20 protein-coding genes are annotated in these 21,872 nt (G+C 41.3%); 17 read left to right on the top strand and 3 right to left on the bottom strand.

The window, feature by feature from the left end; all coding sequences use genetic code 11:
- From DOT_RS06595 to DOT_RS06560, 9 genes are all read left to right on the top strand, one after another.
- On the top strand, window positions 1-246 hold a 246-nt coding region (locus tag DOT_RS06595), incomplete at its 5' end, for a DsrE family protein (protein ID WP_009615840.1).
- Window positions 247-490: 244 nt separating this feature from the next.
- A complete protein-coding gene (locus tag DOT_RS06590; RefSeq protein WP_009615839.1) occupies window positions 491-1,621 on the top strand; it encodes a M20/M25/M40 family metallo-hydrolase in 1,131 nt (376 codons plus the stop codon).
- Between the two features lie 26 nt (window positions 1,622-1,647).
- Window positions 1,648-2,289 carry an HAD family hydrolase gene (locus DOT_RS06585; RefSeq protein WP_009615838.1) on the top strand — a complete coding sequence of 214 codons (642 nt, stop codon included), beginning with the start codon at window positions 1,648-1,650 and terminating at the stop codon, window positions 2,287-2,289.
- 220 nt (window positions 2,290-2,509) lie between these two features.
- Window positions 2,510-3,277 (top strand): ABC transporter ATP-binding protein, encoded by a 768-nt coding sequence (locus tag DOT_RS06580; protein ID WP_009615823.1) that lies wholly within the window; start codon window positions 2,510-2,512, stop codon window positions 3,275-3,277.
- Window positions 3,270-4,112 (top strand): ABC transporter permease, encoded by an 843-nt coding sequence (locus tag DOT_RS06575; RefSeq protein ID WP_009615822.1) that lies wholly within the window; start codon window positions 3,270-3,272, stop codon window positions 4,110-4,112. The genes DOT_RS06580 and DOT_RS06575 overlap by 8 nt, the downstream gene beginning before the upstream one ends.
- Window positions 4,113-4,177: 65 nt before the next feature.
- Window positions 4,178-5,182 (top strand): ABC transporter substrate-binding protein, encoded by a 1,005-nt coding sequence (locus tag DOT_RS06570; RefSeq protein WP_009615821.1) that lies wholly within the window; start codon window positions 4,178-4,180, stop codon window positions 5,180-5,182.
- Window positions 5,182-5,340: a hypothetical protein gene (locus DOT_RS31365; protein WP_009615820.1), complete on the top strand. Its 159-nt coding sequence runs from the start codon at window positions 5,182-5,184 to the stop codon at window positions 5,338-5,340. Before DOT_RS06570 ends, DOT_RS31365 begins: the two co-directional genes overlap by 1 nt.
- A 170-nt stretch (window positions 5,341-5,510) precedes the next feature.
- On the top strand, window positions 5,511-6,245 hold the full coding sequence (locus DOT_RS06565) for a carbonic anhydrase (RefSeq protein ID WP_009615819.1): 735 nt from the start codon (window positions 5,511-5,513) through the stop codon (window positions 6,243-6,245).
- 172 nt (window positions 6,246-6,417) lie between these two features.
- Window positions 6,418-7,218, top strand: a complete 801-nt coding sequence (locus tag DOT_RS06560; RefSeq protein ID WP_009615818.1) for a carbon-nitrogen family hydrolase — start codon at window positions 6,418-6,420, stop codon at window positions 7,216-7,218.
- Here DOT_RS06560 and DOT_RS06555 read toward each other — a convergent pair.
- Window positions 7,215-8,279: an aromatic acid exporter family protein gene (locus tag DOT_RS06555; RefSeq protein WP_009615816.1), complete on the bottom strand. Its 1,065-nt coding sequence runs from the start codon at window positions 8,277-8,279 to the stop codon at window positions 7,215-7,217. The two genes, DOT_RS06560 and DOT_RS06555, sit on opposite strands and share 4 nt — an antisense overlap.
- A gap of 180 nt (window positions 8,280-8,459) precedes the next feature.
- Between DOT_RS06555 and ytxJ the strand changes: the two genes are divergently transcribed.
- The gene (ytxJ, locus tag DOT_RS06550; RefSeq protein WP_009615814.1) at window positions 8,460-8,825 is read left to right on the top strand and encodes a bacillithiol system redox-active protein YtxJ; all 366 of its coding nucleotides are present in this window, start codon (window positions 8,460-8,462) and stop codon (window positions 8,823-8,825) included.
- Between the two features lie 123 nt (window positions 8,826-8,948).
- Here ytxJ and DOT_RS06545 read toward each other — a convergent pair whose 3' ends face one another.
- Window positions 8,949-10,202: a hypothetical protein gene (locus DOT_RS06545; protein ID WP_040411434.1), complete on the bottom strand. Its 1,254-nt coding sequence runs from the start codon at window positions 10,200-10,202 to the stop codon at window positions 8,949-8,951.
- Window positions 10,203-10,776: 574 nt separating this feature from the next.
- Between DOT_RS06545 and DOT_RS06540 the strand changes: the two genes are divergently transcribed.
- The 3 genes from DOT_RS06540 to DOT_RS06530 all read left to right on the top strand — a co-directional run bounded on the left by DOT_RS06540 (window position 10,777) and on the right by DOT_RS06530 (window position 14,875).
- The gene (locus tag DOT_RS06540; protein ID WP_009615809.1) at window positions 10,777-12,528 is read left to right on the top strand and encodes an ABC transporter transmembrane domain-containing protein; all 1,752 of its coding nucleotides are present in this window, start codon (window positions 10,777-10,779) and stop codon (window positions 12,526-12,528) included.
- Between the two features lies 1 nt (window position 12,529).
- Window positions 12,530-14,290 (top strand): ABC transporter transmembrane domain-containing protein, encoded by a 1,761-nt coding sequence (locus DOT_RS06535; protein ID WP_040411430.1) that lies wholly within the window; start codon window positions 12,530-12,532, stop codon window positions 14,288-14,290.
- Between the two features lie 159 nt (window positions 14,291-14,449).
- A complete protein-coding gene (locus DOT_RS06530; protein WP_139024151.1) occupies window positions 14,450-14,875 on the top strand; it encodes a universal stress protein in 426 nt (141 codons plus the stop codon).
- A gap of 219 nt (window positions 14,876-15,094) precedes the next feature.
- Here DOT_RS06530 and DOT_RS06525 read toward each other — a convergent pair whose 3' ends face one another.
- The gene (locus DOT_RS06525) at window positions 15,095-15,286 is read right to left on the bottom strand and encodes a PspC domain-containing protein (protein ID WP_009615803.1); all 192 of its coding nucleotides are present in this window, start codon (window positions 15,284-15,286) and stop codon (window positions 15,095-15,097) included.
- Between the two features lie 151 nt (window positions 15,287-15,437).
- On the opposite strand from DOT_RS06525, the gene DOT_RS06520 reads away from it, so the two are divergent.
- The 4 genes from DOT_RS06520 (at window position 15,438) to DOT_RS06505 (ending at window position 21,859) form a co-directional block, all read left to right on the top strand.
- Window positions 15,438-16,127: a DUF1287 domain-containing protein gene (locus DOT_RS06520; protein WP_009615802.1), complete on the top strand. Its 690-nt coding sequence runs from the start codon at window positions 15,438-15,440 to the stop codon at window positions 16,125-16,127.
- A gap of 135 nt (window positions 16,128-16,262) precedes the next feature.
- The gene (glgB, locus tag DOT_RS06515; RefSeq protein ID WP_009615801.1) at window positions 16,263-18,209 is read left to right on the top strand and encodes a 1,4-alpha-glucan branching protein GlgB; all 1,947 of its coding nucleotides are present in this window, start codon (window positions 16,263-16,265) and stop codon (window positions 18,207-18,209) included.
- Window positions 18,170-20,617, top strand: a complete 2,448-nt coding sequence (locus tag DOT_RS06510) for a glycogen/starch/alpha-glucan phosphorylase (RefSeq protein ID WP_040411428.1) — start codon at window positions 18,170-18,172, stop codon at window positions 20,615-20,617. Before glgB ends, DOT_RS06510 begins: the two co-directional genes overlap by 40 nt.
- A gap of 60 nt (window positions 20,618-20,677) precedes the next feature.
- On the top strand, window positions 20,678-21,859 hold the full coding sequence (locus DOT_RS06505) for a glucose-1-phosphate adenylyltransferase (protein ID WP_009615798.1): 1,182 nt from the start codon (window positions 20,678-20,680) through the stop codon (window positions 21,857-21,859).
- The last annotated feature ends 13 nt before the right edge of the window (window positions 21,860-21,872 follow it).

The raw sequence follows: 21,872 nt of genomic DNA, 5'->3' as shown, positions 1-21,872 counted from the left end.
TTCTTAGTCGACGATGCTGTTGCCTATGGGATTGTGGGACTGGCTGATAGCGTAGTGGCACCGACCGGAGATAATGCTAAACAATATATTGATTACTTAATTGAAAATAAGGTGCCATTTCATTTATGTACGCCATGTGCTAGAACAAGACTTTTCGGTGAAGACCAATTTATTGAGGGAGCCAAATTATCTACGGCTTCAGTCCTCATTGACTTAGCTGCTGAATCTAAAGTATTCACATTTTAGCTCTAAGAATCAGATAAATCTGACGTTCATAAAACTAAAGAGATTAGTACAATAGCCTAATGTAGCGATTAGGCTATTGTATTTTTTATACTAGGCCAAAAACATTACTTATTCTTTATAAACATAGATAACTTATTAAGGAGGTTAGTTTGTCAATGAATTTTGAAAGCTGCAGGATTTAGACATAATTCGCTGAATCCTTGATAATATAAGAATCATAGCTAAAACGAAAGAGGTAAATGAAATGATTAATCGTGAAAGATTGTTAGCAGAGCTTTTTGAACTAATCAAGATTGATTCACCAACCAGAAATGAGCGCCAGATCGCAGATATACTCAAAAAGCGTCTTGAAGGTTTGGGTATGGTCGTAACAGAAGATCAAGCGGGCATGGCAATTGGTGGCAATTGCGGTAATATCTTTGCCTATTTGCCAGGTAACCTGCCTCAGGCACCCATACTCTTACTTTCAGCGCACATGGATACAGTGGACCCTGGCCTCAATATTGAGCCAGTGCTCAAAGATGGACGGATTACTTCTGCTGGTTCGACAATCTTGGGGGCTGATGATAAAGCTGGTATTGCCCCAATTCTGGAAGCTTTAAGAACAATCCAAGAGCAAGGTATTCCTCATGGGGATATTCAGGTTATTTTCAATGTAGCAGAAGAGGGCGGCTTAAACGGCTCCAAAAACATAGATAAGACGCTGTTGAGGGCTGATTTAGGTTTTGTCTTAGATGCCGTTGGTCAGCCGGGGCTCATTATTCTCGAAGCTCCCGGGCAAGATCGAATCAACGTCACAATTAAAGGCAAGGCCTCTCATGCCGGAGCTAGTCCAGAGGATGGAATCAGCGCAATTGTTGTGGCTGCCAAGGCGATCGCCAGCTTGCAGACCGGCCGCATTGACGAGGAAACGACGTCCAATATTGGAACGATTCAGGGCGGCCGTGCCACCAATATTGTCGCCGACAGAGTCGAAATCACTTGCGAATCAAGAAGCCGCAACACAGGAAAATTAGAACGTTATACTACAGAGATGTGCCAAACCTTCAAAAATAGGGCAACTGAGATGGGCGCCGTTGCTGAAGTGGAGGTCACAAGATTATATGACCCATTTACGATAATGAAGGAATCAGAAGTTGCCCTGCTCGCAGCTCAAGCAGCCCAGTCAGCCAATTTAATTGCGACATTTGAGGCAACTGGCGGGGGCAGTGATGCCAATTATTATAACCGCTACGATATACCTTGTGTTGTTCTGGGAATAGGAATGCAAAAGCCACATACAACCGATGAATTCATCGAAGAAGACGATTTATACAAGTCAGCGAAGTTGGTTGTCGAGATCATAAAGGCTGTAGCTGTTAGTAGAACCCCCTAAATTGAGTTGTCAAAGGAGGTATACGATTGAAACTGAAAGGACTTATCTTTGATCTGGATGGAACACTTCTAAATACCATACCTGTATGCTATGGTGGATTTCGTAAGACACTGTTAGAATTTACTGGGCGTGAGTACTCGGATCAAGAAATTGCTGCCATGTTTGGCCCTACAGAGGATGGCATTTTCAAAAAGCTTTTTCCGTCTGTTTGGAAGGAGAGCCTAGAATCTTATCTCGTTGAATACGATCGTATTCATCCTGAATACGCTGAACCTTTTAAGGGAGTTTTAGAGGCTTTGGCCTTGTTGCAAGAACGCAGGATAAAGCTGGCTCTTGTTTCCGGCAAAGGACCGGGCAGTATGAAAATATCCTTGAAACATTCAGGTCTAGGTGGCTTTTTTGAGGTTGTGAAAACTGGCTCAGAAGAAAGGGCTAGTAAACCTGAACACCTTAAGGAAGTCCTAAAGATTTGGGGCTATTCCCCGGAAGAAGTAGCCTATGTTGGGGATATGGCGTATGATGTAAGCTCAGCAAAAGAAGTCGGAGTGTATGCCATAGGGGCTATGTGGGCTAAAACAACCCACCCTCAAAAGATCCTGGAGATGAATCCTGACGTTGCTTTTGATAATGTCCAGTCATTTATTGAGTGGATCAAACAAACACTGTAGTAACCCCTGTAAAACTTGCTTATATGAAAATGATTTGTCTAACGATAATACTACGGAGAGAAGAGCCGTGCACTTTTAAAAATGCACGGCTCTTCTCTTTTCTTATCCGGATTTTCTAGACCCTATATTTTTGTGGGGGAGATAAATTCCCGAATTACTCACCGATTAAGGCACACGCCAATACACTATTAAAAGCTGAGGTACTAAGGAGGGAGTGCCATTGAATCATGTGGTCGAGATACATAACGTAGGTATGAAATATCAATCTCTCAACGGGGAAATAACAGCCTTGGATGCTATCGATTTTTCAGTTCGAGACGGGGAGTTCGTGAGTATAGTCGGCCCAAGTGGTTGTGGCAAATCCACCCTGTTATCGATTATTTCTGGGCTGGTATCTGCTACCACGGGGAGCGTCTGGCTTTGTGGAGAAAAGGTCACGGGCACCTCCCCCAAAATTGGGTACATGTTGCAAAAGGACCATCTTTTCGAGTGGAGGACCATTTATCAAAATGTCATTCTCGGTCTGGAAATAAGAAAAGCTGCGACACCTGAGGCGAAAGAGCGCGCCTTAATACTTCTCAAAACATACGGACTATATGATTTCAAAGATAAATATCCTAACCAGCTATCGGGTGGAATGAGACAAAGAGTAGCACTGATCCGAACTCTTGTGACGGATCCTCAAATCCTTCTTCTGGATGAACCCTTTTCTGCCTTGGATTATCAAACCCGACTTATGGTCAATGATGATATTTATGCCATTATCAAAAAGGAAAATAAAACTGCGCTTCTCGTGACCCATGACATTTCCGAGAGTATCAGTATGGCAGATCGCGTCATCCTTTTGTCAAAACGACCCGGAACCGTTAAAAACATCTATGAAGTCAGGTTAAATTGTGATAAAAGGACACCTTTAGCATCTCGCGAAGCACCTGAGTTCCGGCATATTTTTCAAGAGATATGGAAGGGGCTGGATGTCCATGTCTAATCTTGAACAAAAAAGTAGTCCTTGCAGGGCAAACCTTGCAGTCATTTCCCAAGAACATCAAGAGTATTTGCGACGAGCAAAGATGAGGAAGCTATGGATTTTGTTCATCCAATTATTGATTTTAGTCGTTGCCTTAGCACTTTGGGAAATCTGTGCCGATGCCAAAATAGTTGACCCTTTTATTACCAGCCAGCCGTCAAGAATCTTGAACACTATTATGAGGTTATATCAAGAGGGTGTACTGTTTCAACACATAGGAATTACCTGTCTAGAAGCCGTTGTTGGCTTTGTCTTAGGGACACTTTTGGGAACGATAATTGCTATTTGCTTATGGTGGTCAGAATTCTTGTGCAAAATTTTAGAACCTTACTTAGTGGTTATCAACAGTTTGCCTAAAATTGCACTCGGACCGGTGTTTATAGTTTGGATCGGGGCAGGTCCTGCTGCAATTATTGTCATGACCTTAGCAATTTCTCTCATTGTCACGGTTTTGGAGGTCTTAAATGGCTTCTTAGCTATCGATGGAGATAAGATAAAACTCATCCAGACCTTTGGTGGCACAAAATCTCAGATCCTAACAAAAGTGTTGCTTCCGGCATCGTTTCCTACCATTATCAATGCCCTTAAGATTAATGTCGGGTTGTCTTGGGTTGGGGTCATCGTGGGAGAGTTTTTAGTATCTAAAGCGGGGTTAGGTTATCTCATCGTGTATGGGGGGCAAGTTTTTAAATTGGACCTGGTTATGACTAGCGTCATCATTTTGGGTATTGCTGCAACTTTGATGTATCAGGGGGTGGTCTTACTTGAAAAATTGCTTGTGAAAAATAAACTTTAAGCCCCATCTAAACCCCGCTGAAGTTAGAAAACACATAAATCTCAAATACGAGGAGGATCTTTATTATGAAAAAAAAGTTTTTACTGGTACTTAGCGTGCTGCTCCTGGGGATGACTCTAGTTCTATCGGGCTGTAGTAATCAAACTGAGCTCACTAAGATTAAACTGTCAGAAGTCACACACTCAATTTTCTATGCACCTCAATATGTGGCTATGACACAAGGGTTTTTTACTGAAGAGGGTCTTGATATTGAGCTCTCGAATGGTCAAGGCGCAGACAAGGTCATGACCGCAGTTTTATCAGGTCAGGTTGACATTGGTTTTGCGGGACCTGAAGCGAGTGTCTATGTTTATAACGAAGGCAAAGAAGACAATAGTGTTGTCTTTGCTCAGCTTACCAACGGGGATGGCACGTTTCTAATGGGTAGGAATCCTGAACCCAACTTTAAATGGAGCGATCTTAAGGGAAAAAGTATTATTGGTGGACGAAAGGGTGGAATGCCAGCCATAGTCCTTCAGTATGTATTAGGTAAAAATGGTCTTACCACTGGAAAAGATGTTTTCATCGATACAACGATGCAATATGCTGCCATGCCCGGTGCCTTTATGGGGGGGCAAGGGGATTATGTTATTATCTTTGAACCTACGGCCTCGAGTATGCAGAAGGAGAGTAAAGCGTATATCGTTGCTTCTCTAGGTAAGGAGAGCGGTGAAGTTCCTTATACAGCATATTTTACGAAGAAAAGCACTATCGAGAAAAATCCAGACCTCATTCAGAAGTTCACAGATGCAATCTACAAAGGGCAGCGTTGGGTGGCAAGTCATACTCCTGAGGAAATTGCCAAGGCGATCAAGCCTCAATTCCCTGAGGAAAACGATGAAATTCTGGTGAGCGCGGTCAAACGTTATAAAGAACAGGATAGCTGGAAAATAGACCCTGTTCTCCAAGAAAAAGATTTCTATCTCCTGCAACAAATTATTCAAGATGCGGGAGAGTTGAATAAGATAGCTCCTTATGAAAAAGTGGTCACAGGAAAATTTGGAGAAACTGCGATAAAGAAACTCAAATAATGAGGCCAGAGGGATTAAGCACTACGCTTAATCCTTTTATTAATGCAAAACTAAATAAATTTGCCGATGCCGAACTTGGCCCATATCTTTCCCTTAAGATCATCTTCAAGAATAGTAACCTTAACTGCGTTGCCATAATCCGGGTGACTAAAGATTAGGTGCTTTCAACGAAATTGTAATAAGTACCTTATTCTTAAGGATTAAACTATTAACATAATCAATTATTCATAATATTACAAAATATTCTAATATATTTACGTGTAATTATGGTAATATATTAGTTGGTAAATATTTGATATATTAGAGCAAATAAATTAGGAGGAATGTTATGAAAAAAGTAATTACCTTCATCGGCGTTGCATCGCTCAGCCTCGTACTTATGCTTGGTGGCTGCGGAACTAAATCCGTACCCACGTCTTCCACTCCACAATCGTCAACTGTGGACACTCCTGTCTACAAAAGGACCGAAGTAATCACATCCTCAGATGTAGCGAAAAAGCTACTTGATGATGGAAACGCGCGCTTTACCTCCGGTAAGACCTTAAACAAAGACCTCAGTGCTACAAGACGAATGGATTTGGAGAAAAATGGACAACACCCCTTTGCGGTAATCGTAAGCTGTTCAGACTCGAGAGTTCCTCCCGAGGTGCTCTACGACGAAGCACTCGGAGATTTATTTGTAATACGAGTAGCTGGTAATGTCGTTACTCCAGTGGAATTGGGAAGCGTAGAGTATGCCGTCGAACACTTGAAAACACCACTAATTGTCGTTCTTGGGCATGAAGGTTGCGGAGCCGTCACGGCAGCTGTGCAAGGTGGGGAAATACCTGGTAGTATTGGTTCAATTGTCGAGAAAATTAAACCAGCTATTGATGAGGCCAAAACTAGTGGTGTAACTGGTAATGATCTGATCGAAAAGAGTGTTGACTTTAACGTTCAAAACGCAATACAAGACATCCTAAAAAGCCCGATTATAAAACACGCAGTAGATACTAAAGAATCGAAGATATTAGGAGCCAAGTATGACTTGGATACTGGTGTTTCAACATGGTATAATGAATAAGATTAATTATTTAGAATGATTCCGTTACGTGACAACTTTTAATTTTTAAAATCATTGATTTTATAGTGAGAATTCTGAAGTCATATAACTAAAGAGCCTGCAACAGTTATAACGTTGCAGGCTCTTTGAGTATATTCGTAAATGTGCAGATAGAGAAGGGGAAATGGTTAAATTGAGTTTAAGTACATTAAAGGTAGCCGTTATTCAGCTGGCTGTAGCCCTTGGGGAACCGGACGAAAACTTGAGAAAAGTAGAAAAACTAGTTCGGGAAGCAGCTCTAAATAAACCTGATGTCATTGTATTACCTGAAACATGGAATACTGGGTACTTTCCTATAAATATTTCTGAACAAGCCGTCGTTTGGGGAAAAAGAGCTGTTGAAAAAATGAGTGACTTAGCAAGGGAACTTGAAATCTACTTGGTTGGAGGGTCAATCTCTGAAGTTAATAATGGGCAACTTGTTAATAGTGCTAAGGTTTTTAATCGAAATGGGCTTGAAATAGCCAGCTACCAGAAGATTCATTTGTTTTCACCAGGCGAAGAAAATAGATTCTATACTGAGGGTAATAAGGTTGTAACTTTCGAGATAGAAGGGCATATTTGTGGAGTTATTATCTGTTATGATCTAAGGTTCCCCGAACTCGTCCGGCGGCTAGCTCTCGATGGAGCGGAGATTTTGTTTGTACCTGCTGAGTGGCCTCATCCGAGATTAGAGCATTGGCGAATTCTACAAAAAGCCAGGGCAATTGAAAATCAGATTTTTGTTATTAGTTGTAATGGAGTAGGTCTGGGCAACGGTGTTAAGTTTTGTGGGCATTCCAGTGTTATTAGCCCTTGGGGAGAGATAATGCAGGAGGCAGAGGAAGCAGAGGAGATCTTCCAAATAGAGCTAAATACTGATGCTATAAATGAGGTTCGTGAGAAAATTCCAGTATTTATAGATCGAAGATACTCATATTATCAACTTTCTTAACTCTTATTAAACGATCCCAGATCATAAAACGCTTTCATCCGCCGTGCGGCCCAGCGCATTTCGGTGGCGACTACAGCAATTTCCATCATGGCCCTCAGATAAAAGATGCCACTTACAGTACGTTGCCAAGTATCCATAACCTGATCGAATTCAGCCCAATATTCGGTGTCTTCTCCAGCTTTTTCTGCTGCATGGGGTTGGGTTAGCCCAATGCTTACTTTACGGGCCCAGAGTCCTAACTTCCGTTCTCCTTCTAACAACAAATTAAGTATCCTTTGGTATTCTGTACTCGGCCCATCTTTGGGCAGCGGAGAATCTGACGCATTGCGCCGTTGCACGCGCTGAGCTGTCATTTCTCCAATAGTTTGACCTCGTTCAATGAAACCTCGGCATATTTCGAGGACGCGTTCAACTAGTAAAGCATTGTCTTGCCCTGTCAATTCTCCGCGAGCATGTTCGTAAAGATCCATTGCATCCTCAAGTCGCTGTAATAGCTCCACGGGAGCTTCGGCAATGAAAGATACCAAAGAAGCAGACGAGATAAACGTAATCAAACTGTCTAAGAAATACGTAGAGGCATCACGGAAGAGTCGTTCCAATTCAGCGAACAATTTTTTCTTGTGTTCTGGCGGTAATAGAATATGGTTAACAACCAGAGCTACCGCGAGACCGAGGAAAACCGCTATCGAACGACTCGCAGCGTGGGGTAGAAATTCATTGGCTGGTGAATCAAGTACAAAAACAATCGACACTACGCCTATCGTAATTCCCCCAGACCATCCAAGTCGATTACACAAAAGAATGATAATAATGACCGCTACACCAGTGACCACGGGATTAGTACCAAGCGTGAGGCCTAGAAGAATAGCCAAAGTGATGCTAAGTAAATGTACCCAGACTTGCTCCCACGCATTATGGAGTGCTTTGCGAACGGAAGGCTGCATATTGACCACGACAGAAATGGCGGCGAAAACTGCCGGTTCAATTTGAAAAAGTTTGCATAAATACATCGCTAATGTAACAGCAATTCCCGTTTTTAATATTCGTGCCCCGACAAACATGCTATTCCCCCCTTAACCTATTTAATTACAAGCAATTGAACAACGTTTAAGATATATTGTACCAAGTCGAGGTAGCATTGTCACACGTTCTCTTGTATATTTTTGAGGTGGACATCTTACCTTTGATATCCTGGACGTTTTTGATATAATGGCTTAAACTAAAAAAGGAGTGGCAAAATAATGGCGGAATTTAAAGAAATTACTTCTTCTCGAGAATTTGGAGAAATTCTAGATGAGTCTTGCCAACGCAAGATCATACTTTTCAAACATAGTACAACTTGTCCTATCAGTGAACGTGCTTGGCAGGAGGTACGGACTTTTATGAAGGAAAATACGGACGACGTTCTGGTGGTCATGATTAAAGTGATCGAGTCGAGAGCGGTGAGCAACCAAGTGGCTAATGATTTAGAGGTTAAACATCAATCACCACAAGTACTTCTCTTAAGCAATAGGAAAGTTTTATGGCATGTATCACATCAATCAGTCACTCAAAACAACATTATGAAAGCCTTGGAAGGTGAGATCCTGCCGTTTAATCTAATATAAGAAAGAATTAGATTTACATACAAAATTAAGAAGGAAACGCTTAAGTCAGTCAAGACAAAGCGCTTCCTTCTTTTAATTTAGGATTGAACGGTCTAGAAATAAGCATCCATTGGATTCTAACTCTTAGGGCTCGAGTGGTTGCAATTCTGCAAGGGTAGATGTTCCATCTCGGGTTAGTTGGATCAGCTCAGCTCCATCGACAGAAACGTAGTTCTCATCACCGTGTAATTTTACCTCTTTAAGTTGACCTGCAGTGATGATATAGGCAGTTTGATGATCATAGACAACCATTTGGCCTTCAGCACCGATCAGCGTTCGTAAGTTCTTGTTAAAGGGAATCGAGCCTTCCCATTCAGTTTTTAGAGAAGGGTTACTTTTTACTTCACTCAGGTCAGTCGTTGTTTTAATTTCAATGAGCATATCATTTTCAACTTCACCAATATAAACTTTTCCATCCCTAATTCCTAGAATTCTATCGTTCACGTTTTTAGAAATAATTTGGCGTTTTGAACCATTTAAAGCAATAACTTGTTCAGTAGTCCCTACATTACTGTCCAGATAAAGTGTTCCATACCGATCTGAAGCAGCCATATTATCGATCGTCTCTCCCGATTTGTTTAGAGTTCGTACATTCTTCATGACGTCTATTTCCATTAGTTGTTCTGTCGATCCGTTTTTAATAGTAAGGAACATAAGATTGGTCGTGGTTGAAACAACCCATTCTTCAATTTCTCCACCAGCTGGAAATTGATCAATCGTTTGATTAAACCGATCATCTGGAGCGGTGTCTTCGTCACTATCTGGAAGTTCAAGCGTATATAGCTCTGTGATTTGAGGATTTCCATACCGCTTTTCAATCCGAGGCTGTACCGGAACCTCTTTGGTCACGACCTTAGGAACTTCGTTAACTGTTTTCTGATTGGGGTCTTCAGTCTTCGGTTCCACAGGTGGCTGAATAGTCTGTGACTCCGTTTTGGGAGGGTACACGGTAACATATGTTATGGGATTGGGATTCTTTTGAGCATAGAAATAGAGTAAAGTATTTCTATCCGGCAACCACTGGTACGTGAGCACTCCTAATGTTTCATCATTCGTAGTGGGGGGTTCTTTCTCAAAAACGATGGTTTGTTTTTTAAGGTTAAAGACTTTAAGTGTGCCATTTTCTGAGTAAGCTAAGTAATCCTTAGCGTAGGAAATCTGGATATTAGTAAGATCAGCACCCGGAATTGTGGCTTTAAGCTGGCGGGTTATCGGTCTTGAAGGCGCAGGCGGAGCCAGAACTTTTTGAACTTGGTTATTCAAAAGAGAGTAAACTCCCAATTGCAGGAGAAGTGAAATTAATGACCAAATCAATATGAGACGTAGTTTCTTCTTCATACGTGATAGCTCCTTTTTTGAGATCTAACTTCTTTGGGTTATATAAACAGCACCCAAAAAGGGAATAATAACTCCGCATCAGTATAACAAAACAAATATGTTCTATCAAGGAAAGTCCAGACCCAATAGGGAAACGCAATGACTGGCGTATCTGTCCACGTCGAATAAACCAGCAAATTTTTAGTTGTGTTAAGTAAGTCTTATTTACTAAGCTAAACTTGAGAGAGGGGTAAGTAATGGCTAAATGCAGAAAGTGTGGAGTTGAAGTTTCCGAAAAGGACTTGTATGAAGATCATGGTTTACAAGTCTGTGAGGATTGTAAGATGAGAAATGCTGTGTCTCCCCCTGAGTCCTGTGCTACCAGGAAAAATATGATAAAATGAAATTTAAATTCTGTTATACTTACTTTAAGTAGTAGCGCCCTCAGCTTAGCTGGGGGCGCTACTTATTGCTTGTGTTTTCTCCAGTTTTTTCTACATTAAATCTGTAGTCCTATGATATACTTTCTTAGAATGTCATTACAGTAAGTAAGATTTAGGTGTTTCTAATGGCTTTTGATTTGAGAGGAGATTTTATGCTTCTTTTTAAAGATTTAATGTGGTTTTTTAAGTTAGAGAAGAAAAGCTACGGTATGGGGATTTTAGTTTTAGTTTTTGTAGCACTCATTAATCTATTTCCGCCCTATGCTGTTCGGGTCATCGTGGACGGAATTAGCAAAGAGAATTTGTCCCAAGGAATTTTGCTCAAGTGGAGTTTGCTCCTTTTATTTGCAGGGTTCCTAGTCTACGGATTACGGTATGTTTGGCGATTAATGATTTTCGGAGCGTCGGCCCGACTGGCGAGGTTACTTAGAAAGCAGCTTTTTAGTCATTTTACTTTCTTGTCGCCGCAGTTTTATCAAGAACACCGCACTGGAGACTTAATGGCACATGCCACGAACGATATCCAAGCAATAGAAATGACGGCCGGCTTGGGGGTTTTGACTTTTATCGATTCTCTGACAACAGGAGGTTTGGTTGTTTTCTCCATGGCCTTTTTTATCAGTTGGAAACTCACGCTCATCACCTTACTACCTATGCCGCTGATGGCCTGGTCGACCAGCTATTACGGCACCCTCCTACATAAGAGGTTCCATAAAGCACAGGCAGCTTTTTCTGATCTCAATGACAAAGTGCTGGAAAACATCTCTGGAGTCAGAGTGATTAAAACTTTCGGGGAGGAAGAAGCGGAGAAAGAAGCCTTTCGGATGTTATCTGCTGATGTAGTAGAGAAGAATATAGCGGTTGCCAAAGTGGATGCACTCTTTGACCCAACGATCCAACTAATTATCGGGATTTCCTTTTTCCTAGCCATTGTTTTCGGAGCGAGAGATGTGGTCGATGGACAATTGACTTTTGGCCAGCTAACTCAGTTCACAATTTATCTGGGACAGTTCATTTGGCCGATGCTGGCCTTTGGCTGGCTCTTTAACATCCTCGAACGTGGGCGGGCGTCCTATGATCGAGTGGAATCACTGCTGAAAATAAACTACCAAATCTTTGAACGGGAAGGGGTCACTGATCAGCTTCACAGCGGCCCTCTTACGTATCAGCGAGCATCGTTTACTTATCCTGGGGCTCGTCTGCCAGTTCTTGAAGAAATCGATATTTTCGTTCCCCAAGGACAAACCTTAGGAGTCGTGGGGAAAACAGGGAGTGGCAAGACGACGCTTTTCCGCCTGCTCATTCGGGAATTTGATCTGTCTAAGGGGGATCTTCGAATTGGTAAGTCCTCAATATATGACGTAACGCTCAAAGCGTTGCGTACAGCAATCGGCTATGTTCCTCAGGATCATTTCCTGTTCTCAGCGTCGATCGCGGAGAACATCGCCTTCGGAAAACCTAGCGCAATCCAGGAGGAAATCCAAGCTGTCGCTGAGATTGCGGCCATTGACAAAGATATCCTGCGTTTTGATGAACAATACAGTACGTTAGTCGGAGATCGAGGGGTAACCCTTTCAGGTGGGCAAAAACAGCGGATATCCATTGCGCGAGCGCTTTTGCTTGAACCGGAAATTCTAATTTTGGATGATTCTTTGTCAGCTGTAGATGCTAAAACAGAAAAGGCGATTTTACAGGGATTAAAAGCGAAGAGATCTCAAAAGACAACCCTGATTTCCTCTCATCGTTTAAGTGCTATTGAACATGCAGATTTGATCATAGTCCTGCAAAATGGAAAGATTGCTGAGCGTGGCTCGCATCCTGAACTAATGGCTTTTGATGGATGGTATGCTGCCACTTATCGAAGTCAGCAGTTAGAATCACTGATTGAAGAAGGGGGATCGTGAGGTGGTGATTAGGCGTTTACTCAGATATCTCACCCCCCACTACAAAGCGTTAAAGGTTGCTTCTGTCGTCTTATTACTAGCTACCTTTGCCGATGTTGTCGGCCCAATCCTAGTTAAAATCTTTCTCGATCGCCATTTAGTACCGCGTTCATTTGACCGGCAGGCTTTAATACTCCTAGGGGGAGGGTATTTAGGACTTCATTTTCTTTCTGTGGGACTGCATTACCGTCAGTTAGTAAGGTTCAATCAGATTGCCTTAAAAGTGATTCAGCAGTTACGAGTCGATGTCTTTAGCCATGTTCAGCACCTCAGGCTTGAAGTTTTCGACAAAACCCCGACCGGCGCTTTAGTATCTCGCATTACAAATGACACCGAAGCAATCAAAGAATTGTTTGTCGGAGTTCTGGTGGCACTTGTCCAAAATTTTGTCTTTCTAATTGGCATTTTTATTGCCATGTTCAGTTTAGATATTCGGTTGGCTGCCTTTTGCCTTGTGTTAATTCCAGCCATTCTTGGCCTGATGTATGCGTATCGAAGAGTTAGTACGCAAGTATATCGTACCATGCGTCAGGAATTAAGTCGCCTCAATGCCAAACTGAACGAATCCATTCAAGGGATGAGTATTGTACAGGCAATGCGCCAGGAGAAGCGCTTCAGAGAAGAGTTTGCGACCATTAACAATGCCTATTATCAGGCAGCCATTACGAACATCCGCTTAGAGAGCCTTTTTGTTCGTCCGGCGGTTGATTTAATTTACACCTTTGCTCTCATCCTTGTATTGAATTTCTTTGGATTCCAATCGTTAAAGGGGCCGATAGAAATCGGGGTACTCTATGCCTTTATCAACTATTTGGATCGCTTTTTTGAACCGGTCAACACGATGATGCAACGCTTGTCACAGTTTCAACAGTCTTTTGTTGCTGCCGAACGGGTCTTTGAGCTTTTGGATGATGATCGCGTGACTGGTGAAGTAAACACTGCCGGGCCTCCCGCGATTCAAAACGGTCTGATTGAATTTAAGAACGTTAGTTTTTCTTATGACGGTTCCTCGGACGGTCCGACAGATGTCTTGCAAAACATCTCATTCACTGCCTACCCTGGGCAGACCGTAGCTTTGGTTGGACATACGGGAAGTGGCAAAAGTACGGTTGCAAATCTCCTTATGCGTTTTTATCCTGTTACGCGCGGTGAAATCCTCATTGACGGAGTATCTTTGTCCGAGTTCTCCAATGATGAACTACGCACAAACGTTGGGCTTGTATCCCAGGACCCATTTTTGTTCGTGGGAGATATTGCCAAAAATATTGCACTTTCCAGACCTACCGTCAATGTACAAGAGATAAGCGAAGCGGCTTCATTTGTCCAGGCGGATGAATTCATTGGCAAGCTTCCGCAGGGATTCAAAGAACCGATTGGAGAACGGGGGGCAACTTTATCGAGCGGACAGCGTCAACTCATTTGTTTTGCTCGAACAATCGCAGGTAACCCAAAAATACTCGTTTTGGATGAAGCAACAGCCAGTGTGGATACGGAGACAGAAGAAGCAATTCAAACGGCACTCGCCAAAATGCGCAAAGGCCGAACAACGATTGCCATTGCTCATCGACTTTCGACAATTCAGGATGCCGATCTCATCTTGGTTCTTTACCGAGGGAAGATTGTGGAACGAGGTACTCATTCAGACCTTTTACTTAAAGAAGGACTTTATTTTAAAATGTTTATGATGCAGCAGGGAACTATAAGTTTAAACCAAAACTGTTAGTCAAAGCCCAAGCAAATCCAAAATTAAGAACATAAGTGCGTGAGTTATCTGTTTCTGTAAATATTATTACAATTAATTTATTATAATTGTTTGATCAAGAAGGATATTAACTTAATTACGTCGAATAGGTCAGAAATGATGAAATATGAGGAGGAGTTTATATTGAACAAAATATTGGTGGCAACTGATGCTTCAGAGTATTCACGACGAGCATTAACAACTGCATTGGAGCTTGCTCGGAAATTTAACGCGGAAGTTGAGCTTCTGTTCGTTACGCACCTACCGATAGTGTATGACTCTAGTGTTAATAGCTATATAATTGCGCCGGAACTAATTGAACAAGAAGGTGAACATGCCTTAGCAGCCACACTTAAGGGAATTGATATTAGTGATGTCACCTTGGTTAAGAAACAAATGCAAGGGAAAAAACCAGCGGACGTTATCATAAGCGAAGCTGAAAATGAGAACATTGACTTGATCGTCATGGGGACTCATGGTTACGGGGCGATTGCTGGTTCCTTGTTAGGTAGTGTCAGTCAACACGTCCTTCACAAGGCAAAATGTTCTGTACTCATTGTAAAATAGAAATGAACGTGTAATAAGCTACAAAAGCAGATGACGATCAAACGTTTAACAGAACGTTAAAGAGATATCCAGCTATAAAAATAAAGTGCAAAGCTTTTAAGTAAGACAGAAGCTTTTGCACTTTATTTCATTATTAGGGACTAATGATGACCCTCTTCTATATGTGGGTTGAACACTAGAAAGCATGAGTATTTTAGAACAGCCCTATATATACTATTGTCAGTTCTTAGTATCCAAAGGAATGACAAGCCAAGCAACAAGATAAGCTAAAAATCCAGTTCCTGCTACAAAGAGAAGCAGAATTCCAGCAATCCGGACGAGGCTGGGGTCAATTTCTAAGTACTCGGCCAAACCTCCGCACACCCCACCGAGTTGTTTATTCTGACTGGATCGATACAAGTTTTTAGACATATTTTTCCTCCCTTTTGATCGTTTTTCAGCCTCTTGGAATCAAATGCTAGCTGCTGTTTGTCGATCTCTACACCTTAATACGTATGAAAGGATTTGAATGTTACATTACTAAGAAATAATTTTAATAGTCTCATCTGGGTGGTGAAAACCTATGAAAAAGGGAACAACTAACGTTGTTGTCATAGCCTTTATAGCTCTCCTCATTATTATCTCGACTGTGATAGGGTTCTCGAGATATTGGTCTTATGTTGATTTTCTTCCTGGTCCGTCCATAAAGATTTTACCCATCTCTTGTCCCGTCGATAAGGACGGTGATGGCTTGGACGATTTAAGAGATATCCTGGCCGGTGCCAAAGCAGAAATTCGACGGAAACCCCAGTATCGCAGTGCTTATTACCAAGGAGGTTATCCACCAGAAACTGAAGGGGTATGTACAGATGTCGTTGGAAGAGCTTTGCGAGATGCGGGCTATGACTTAAGGACTTTAGTAGATAAGGATATACGAAACAACTTGGCAAATTACCCACGTGTAGAGGGAAACCCAGACTCGAATATTGACTTCCGAAGAGTTGCTAATCTCCTCGTCTTCTTTCACCGCCATGCCCAGGAACTAACCTTAGAGATAAAACCAGGGGATGAAAAAAATCTTCAATTTTGGCAGGCTGGAGATATCGTTACCTTTGAGCAGCCTTATGAACATATAGCGATTGTCTCCGACAAACGTCGCCCAGACGGTGTACCGTATATTCTCCATAATGCTGGACCTACGGCCAGCGAAACAGAACAATTAATTAGCTGGCCTTCTCCAATCAACAGGCACTTTCGTTTCCCCCGCTTCTGACTGAGGGTAAATTTCCTCAGACGTGCGAAACTTGTCAGCAAATTATTTACATAAGCTGGAAGGAAATGCAATTGTCGAAGAGAATAGTTACTTTGATATAGCAATTGGAACAGAGTAAGAGGTAGTGATGATGTAATGGACAAGAAGTGCTTTCTTGATCAAGATGAACTATATCTTTTTAACCGTGGAGAAATGTTCCACAGCTATTTTAAACTCGGCGCGCATATCATTGAATGTGCAGGTGTTTATGGGACGCATTTTGCAGTTTGGGTGCCTGAAGCGCTGAAGGTTTGCCTGGTAGGAGAGTTTAATAATTGGTGTTCTGTAAATAGCTCGATGGTGGAAATAGGAAATAGCGGGGTGTGGACCTTATTTGTGCCGAAAGTCCTCCTTGGGCAGTTATACAAATATGAAATCCATACGAAGAACAAACAAGTTTTTTTGAAATCCGATCCCTATGCTTTTTTCTCAGAGTTGAGGCCTGCAACCGCCTCGATTGTTTATTCGCTCGAGGGTTTTAATTGGCAGGATCAATCTTGGATAGAACAAAAAAAAGGGGATAAGGTAACCGAGATGCCTCTTTTGATCTATGAAGTTCATTTAGGTTCATGGAAAAGAAAAGAGGACGGAACCTATTATACTTGGCGAACTCTGGCTGTAGAGTTGGTAGACTATGTGCGTAAAATGGGCTATACCCATCTTGAATTAATGCCTATTATGGAACATCCCTTTGATGGTTCGTGGGGATATCAAGTGACCGGATATTACTCATGTACGAGCAGATTCGGTAGCCCTCACGATTTCATGTATTTTGTGAATCAGTGTCATCAAGCTGGGATAGGGGTTATTTTAGACTGGGTACCAGGTCATTTTTGTAAAGATGCTCATGGTTTAGGTCAATTCAATGGTACGGCAGTTTATGAATACGATGAAAACGAACAATGGGGAACCTATAACTTTAACTTTGCGAAAACTGAAGTTTGGAGCTATCTCATCTCCAACGCGATGTTCTGGTTTGACAAATATCACGTCGATGGGCTGCGAGTTGATGGGGTAAGCAGTATGCTTTTTTTTGATTATGAAAAAAATACTCCTTCAAAAAAACGCAACATTTATGGGGGGAGAGAGAACCTTCAGTCTATAGCTTTTATGCAAAAATTAAATGAAGTAATTTTTCGATATTTCCCTGGGAGCTTGATGATCGCTGAAGAATCGACCGACTGGCCACTCGTTACTTATCCTCCTTACGTGGATGGACTTGGCTATAATTTTAAATGGAATATGGGTTGGATGAACGATACTTTACGTTATATGAGTCTTGATTTTCCCTTGCGTAAAGACAATCACCACTTATTGACTTTCTCCTTGACTTATGCTTTTTCCGAGAATTTTGTTCTTCCTCTTTCTCATGATGAGGTTGTTCATGGCAAAAAGTCATTATTAGATAGAATGCCGGGCGATTACAGACAAAAATTTGCGGGTTTAAGAAGTTTATATGGATACTGGATGTGTCATCCAGGTAAAAAATTAATGTTTATGGGTGGGGAGTTTGCCCAGTTTATTGAATGGCGTTATGATGCTGAATTGGATTGGTTTATCTTAGAGTATGAGATGCATAAAAAGTATCAGAGTTTCGTGAGCTCGATGAATCAGCTATACCAACGAGAAACTGCTCTGTGGGAAAACGACGATGATTGGTCGGGTTTTGAATGGATCGATGTCAATAACAAGCAACAGAGTATCTTAATATTCTGTCGAAAGGCTCGTAAAGCTACCAATTTTCTGATCATCTTAATCAATTTTCAACCCATTAGTTACGAGAAGTTTCGCATGGGCGTTCCCTACGAGGGAATTTATCAAGAAATATTTAATTCCGAGCAGGAAATTTATGGGGGTAACGATCAAGTCAATCACTTGTTGCTCTTGAGCGAAAAAATCCCATGGCATGGACATAAGTCTTCTGTAACAATTAACGTTGCTCCTTTAGCAATGATCATCTTGAAACCCAAGTTAAACAGTAAAGTATTGGAGGAACCAACAGTATGTTTACAGATAAAGAAAGCTTTAAGCGGGCCTATTTGATGAAGTTGATGGAAGGGGAGGGGATCACTCAAGATGAAGCAAGCCCTTGGGACAAATTTAGTGCATTGGTTGTATTGCTCAAAGAGAAGATGAGTTTTAATCGGGCTATCTATAAAAATTCTATGTCCCAAGGCAAACAAATCTATTATTTTTCGATGGAATTTCTCATTGGCAGACTCCTTCTCAACTATTTGGTTAATTTCAAAATTGAGGATCTTGTAAGAGAAGGTTTGGCCGAGTTGAATATCAATCTTGATGATCTGTTAGAACAAGAAGCCGATCCAGGGCTGGGCAACGGGGGTTTGGGGCGATTGGCTGCCTGTTTCCTTGACTCAATGGCGTTCTTAGGGATCGAGGGACACGGAAATGGGATTCGCTATAAGTATGGTTTGTTTGAACAAAAGATTGTTGGAGGAAATCAGGTTGAGGTAGCCGATAACTGGCTTAAAAATGGTTACCCTTGGGAACTTCGTAAGCCTAATAAATCGATTATTGTGAAATTCAAAGGAAACGTACGCATTGAGCTTGAAAATGAGCGAATGAGGTTTTATCACGAAAATTATGAACCGGTTCTCGCTGTACCTTATGATGTCCCGATTATGAGCTATGATAATCCTTTTTATATTAATAACTTACGCTTGTGGAGTGCAGAAGCGTTATGTGGAGAACTTGACTTGAGCTGTTTCAATCGCGGGGAGTTTAAACAAGCTACAAACTTTAAATCTGAGGTTGAGGCTATTTCATATATTCTGTATCCAGATGATAGTAGTCGGGCGGGAAGAGAGTTAAGGCTTAAACAAGAATACTTTTTTGTAGCCGCTGGGTTAGGATCAATCGTGCGAAGTTATAAAAAGAAGAACAATTGCGGTTCATTGCAAAACTTTTCGCGCCGGGTTTCTGTCCATATTAATGATACTCATCCAGTGTTGTGTATCCCTGAGTTGATGCGTATCTTGATTGATGAAGAAGAGATGGACTGGGATGAGGCTTGGAATATCACCGTCAACACCCTGTCATTTACTAATCATACGATTATGCCCGAAGCAATGGAAAAATGGCCCATTGACCTGTTTAAAAACCTTTTGCCTAGGATCTATATGATCATTGAGGAAATAGATCGAAGATTTGTGAAAGACTTAACGCGACGCTTTCTAGACGATGAAGTGGTTATCCAAAACACTCAGATTCTCAGAGATGGGTACGTCCGGATGGCGAATCTAGCTGTGATCGGGAGCTCATCAGTAAACGGTGTCGCCAAATTACACACCCAAATTCTGAAGAAAGAAGTCTTTAAAGACTATTATCGCATTTTTGGTTATAAATTTAATAATAAAACAAATGGTGTTAGTCATCGGAGATTTCTGTTGGCAGCGAATCCAAAATTGTCTCATCTAATAACCGAGGCGATCGGTTCCAACTGGAAGGAAGATGCTTGTGAACTGAAGAAACTTCATGGATTAAAGGACGATAGTAACTTTTTGGAACAGATCGCGAAAGTTAAATACGAAAACAAATGCCGCTTAGCCGAAAGTGTTAAGACAAAACAGGGGCTTATCCTAGACCCTTTATCAATTTTCGACGTTCAGGTGAAGCGCATACATGCCTATAAAAGACAATTGCTTAATGTGCTGAAGATTATGCACATGTACAACAAGGCTCTAAACGACCCGGATTCTTTGACAGACTCCTATACCTTCATATTTGGTGGAAAAGCAGCGCCGGGCTACCATTATGCAAAAACTGTGATTAAGCTTATTAATGCTCTGAGTCAGAAGATTGAGCATGATCCACAAGTTAAACAAAAACTAAAGGTTGTATTTTTAGAGAATTTTAATGTGACTCAGGGCGAATTAATCTATCCTGCCGCAGATATTAGTGAACAAATATCCACTGCTAGTAAAGAGGCCTCGGGTACTGGAAATATGAAATTCATGATGAATGGTGCCATTACCTTAGGAACCTTGGACGGTGCCAATGTTGAAATTAAAGAGGCGGTGGGCGAGGATAATATCTTCATCTTTGGACTTACAGCCGAACAGGTATTGAACTACACTCGTTATGGGGGATATAAACCCTGGGATGAATACCATGCCAACTGCGATATCCGCACGTGTGTTGACCAATTAAGTAGTGGATTTTTTGATAATATGGGTGAAGAATTCAGGGTGTTGTACGATTCATTGATGATTTATAACGATGAATACTTTGTCTTAAAGGATTTCACTTCTTATATTGAAATGCACCAAAAGCTCCAAACACTTCATATGAATCAGAAGGATTGGAATCGAATATCCTTAGTTAACATTGCGGAGTCTGGAATCTTCTCAAGCGATAGAACAATTCGAGAATATGCAGACAAAATATGGAAAATAAGATACCGCACTGTTAATAACATTACACCTAATTAATTATTGAGAGGTTGGGTCAGTATGAAAACAATTTTATAACTTAGAGGAGGGGAAATATGTATGAGAAAGCAAGAATGTGTAGCGATGCTCTTAGCAGGTGGACAAGGAAGCAGATTAGGTGGTCTGACTCGAAAACGGGCCAAACCCGCAGTTTCATTCTGTGGCAAGTACCGGATTATTGACTTTACCTTGAGTAACTGCTTAAATTCACACATTAACACGGTCGGTGTTCTTATCCAATATAAGCCCTTTCTACTTAATTCCTATATCGGTTTGGGTTCAGCTTGGGACCTAGATAATCCTTATAGTGGTGTTCATATTCTTCCCCCTTTTCTTGGTGAAAAAGAAGGAAGTTGGTATAACGGAACAGCGAATGCCGTATACCAAAATTATGAATTTATTGATTTTTATGATCCTGAATATGTGCTTATTCTTTCCGGGGATCATGTCTATAAAATGGATTATACCCTTATGTTAAAGTTTCACAAGGAGAAAAATTCAGAAATTACTATTGCTACAGTTCAAGTTCCATGGGAGGAAGCTTCTCGGTTCGGTCTTCTAACCGTTGATGGGGATGCACGAATAACAGAGTTTACAGAAAAACCTGCTCAGCCAGAGAGTAATCTTGCTTCAATGGGAGTGTATGTTTTTAACTGGTCAACACTTAAGCAAGCGTTAATTGCTGATGCCGAGGATTATAAGTCTCAAAACGACTTTGGTAAAAATATTATCCCCCAGCAACTTAAACAAGGGAAACGAGTCTATGCGTACGAGTTTCAAGGATATTGGCGAGATGTCGGTACTATTGAAAGCTATTATCAAGCAAATATGGAGTCCTTGAGAAAAGGTCATTTCCTTAATATTTTTGATCCTAAGTTTCGGATATTTTCTAACGAAGATATCTTACCACCACACTTCGTAGGCTCTACAGCAGAGATTGAGAACAGTCTTGTCTGTAATGGGTGTATTATTCATGGTAAGGTGAGCAATTCAATCATTGCTCCTGGAGTTTATGTAGGGAAAGAGGTGCAAATTAGAGATTCCATTTTATTACCTTGTGTAAAGGTTCACGATGGCTCAATAATCCATAAAACAATTGTTGGAGAGAATGCGGAAATTATGCGTCACTGCTTTGTCGGTGCTGATGGACATATCGCTTCGGATCAAGAGGGAATTACAGTTGTTGAAGATAATCATATAATTACAGAAGGTTCCGTTATTGAAGCTGGTAAGAATGTCTAAATGACTCGGGAGA

The sequence above is a fragment of the Desulfosporosinus sp. OT genome, assembly GCF_000224515.1.
In the GTDB taxonomy this organism is placed as follows: domain Bacteria; phylum Bacillota; class Desulfitobacteriia; order Desulfitobacteriales; family Desulfitobacteriaceae; genus Desulfosporosinus.
Note: the sequence above shows the minus strand (reverse complement) of the source record. Positions and strands in the feature narration are given on the sequence as shown.

Coding starts and splice junctions, on each gene's coding strand:
- DOT_RS06590 (WP_009615839.1), top strand. CDS start 491: ATGATTAATCGTGAAAGATTGTTAGCAGAGCTTTTTGAACTAATCAAG.
- DOT_RS06575 (WP_009615822.1), top strand. CDS start 3,270: ATGTCTAATCTTGAACAAAAAAGTAGTCCTTGCAGGGCAAACCTTGCA.
- DOT_RS06570 (WP_009615821.1), top strand. CDS start 4,178: ATGAAAAAAAAGTTTTTACTGGTACTTAGCGTGCTGCTCCTGGGGATG.
- DOT_RS31365 (WP_009615820.1), top strand. CDS start 5,182: ATGAGGCCAGAGGGATTAAGCACTACGCTTAATCCTTTTATTAATGCA.
- DOT_RS06565 (WP_009615819.1), top strand. CDS start 5,511: ATGAAAAAAGTAATTACCTTCATCGGCGTTGCATCGCTCAGCCTCGTA.
- DOT_RS06555 (WP_009615816.1), bottom strand. CDS start 8,279: ATGTTTGTCGGGGCACGAATATTAAAAACGGGAATTGCTGTTACATTA.
- ytxJ (WP_009615814.1), top strand. CDS start 8,460: ATGGCGGAATTTAAAGAAATTACTTCTTCTCGAGAATTTGGAGAAATT.
- DOT_RS06545 (WP_040411434.1), bottom strand. CDS start 10,202: ATGAAGAAGAAACTACGTCTCATATTGATTTGGTCATTAATTTCACTT.
- DOT_RS06540 (WP_009615809.1), top strand. CDS start 10,777: ATGCTTCTTTTTAAAGATTTAATGTGGTTTTTTAAGTTAGAGAAGAAA.
- DOT_RS06525 (WP_009615803.1), bottom strand. CDS start 15,286: ATGTCTAAAAACTTGTATCGATCCAGTCAGAATAAACAACTCGGTGGG.
- DOT_RS06520 (WP_009615802.1), top strand. CDS start 15,438: ATGAAAAAGGGAACAACTAACGTTGTTGTCATAGCCTTTATAGCTCTC.
- glgB (WP_009615801.1), top strand. CDS start 16,263: ATGGACAAGAAGTGCTTTCTTGATCAAGATGAACTATATCTTTTTAAC.
- DOT_RS06510 (WP_040411428.1), top strand. CDS start 18,170: ATGTTTACAGATAAAGAAAGCTTTAAGCGGGCCTATTTGATGAAGTTG.
- DOT_RS06505 (WP_009615798.1), top strand. CDS start 20,678: ATGAGAAAGCAAGAATGTGTAGCGATGCTCTTAGCAGGTGGACAAGGA.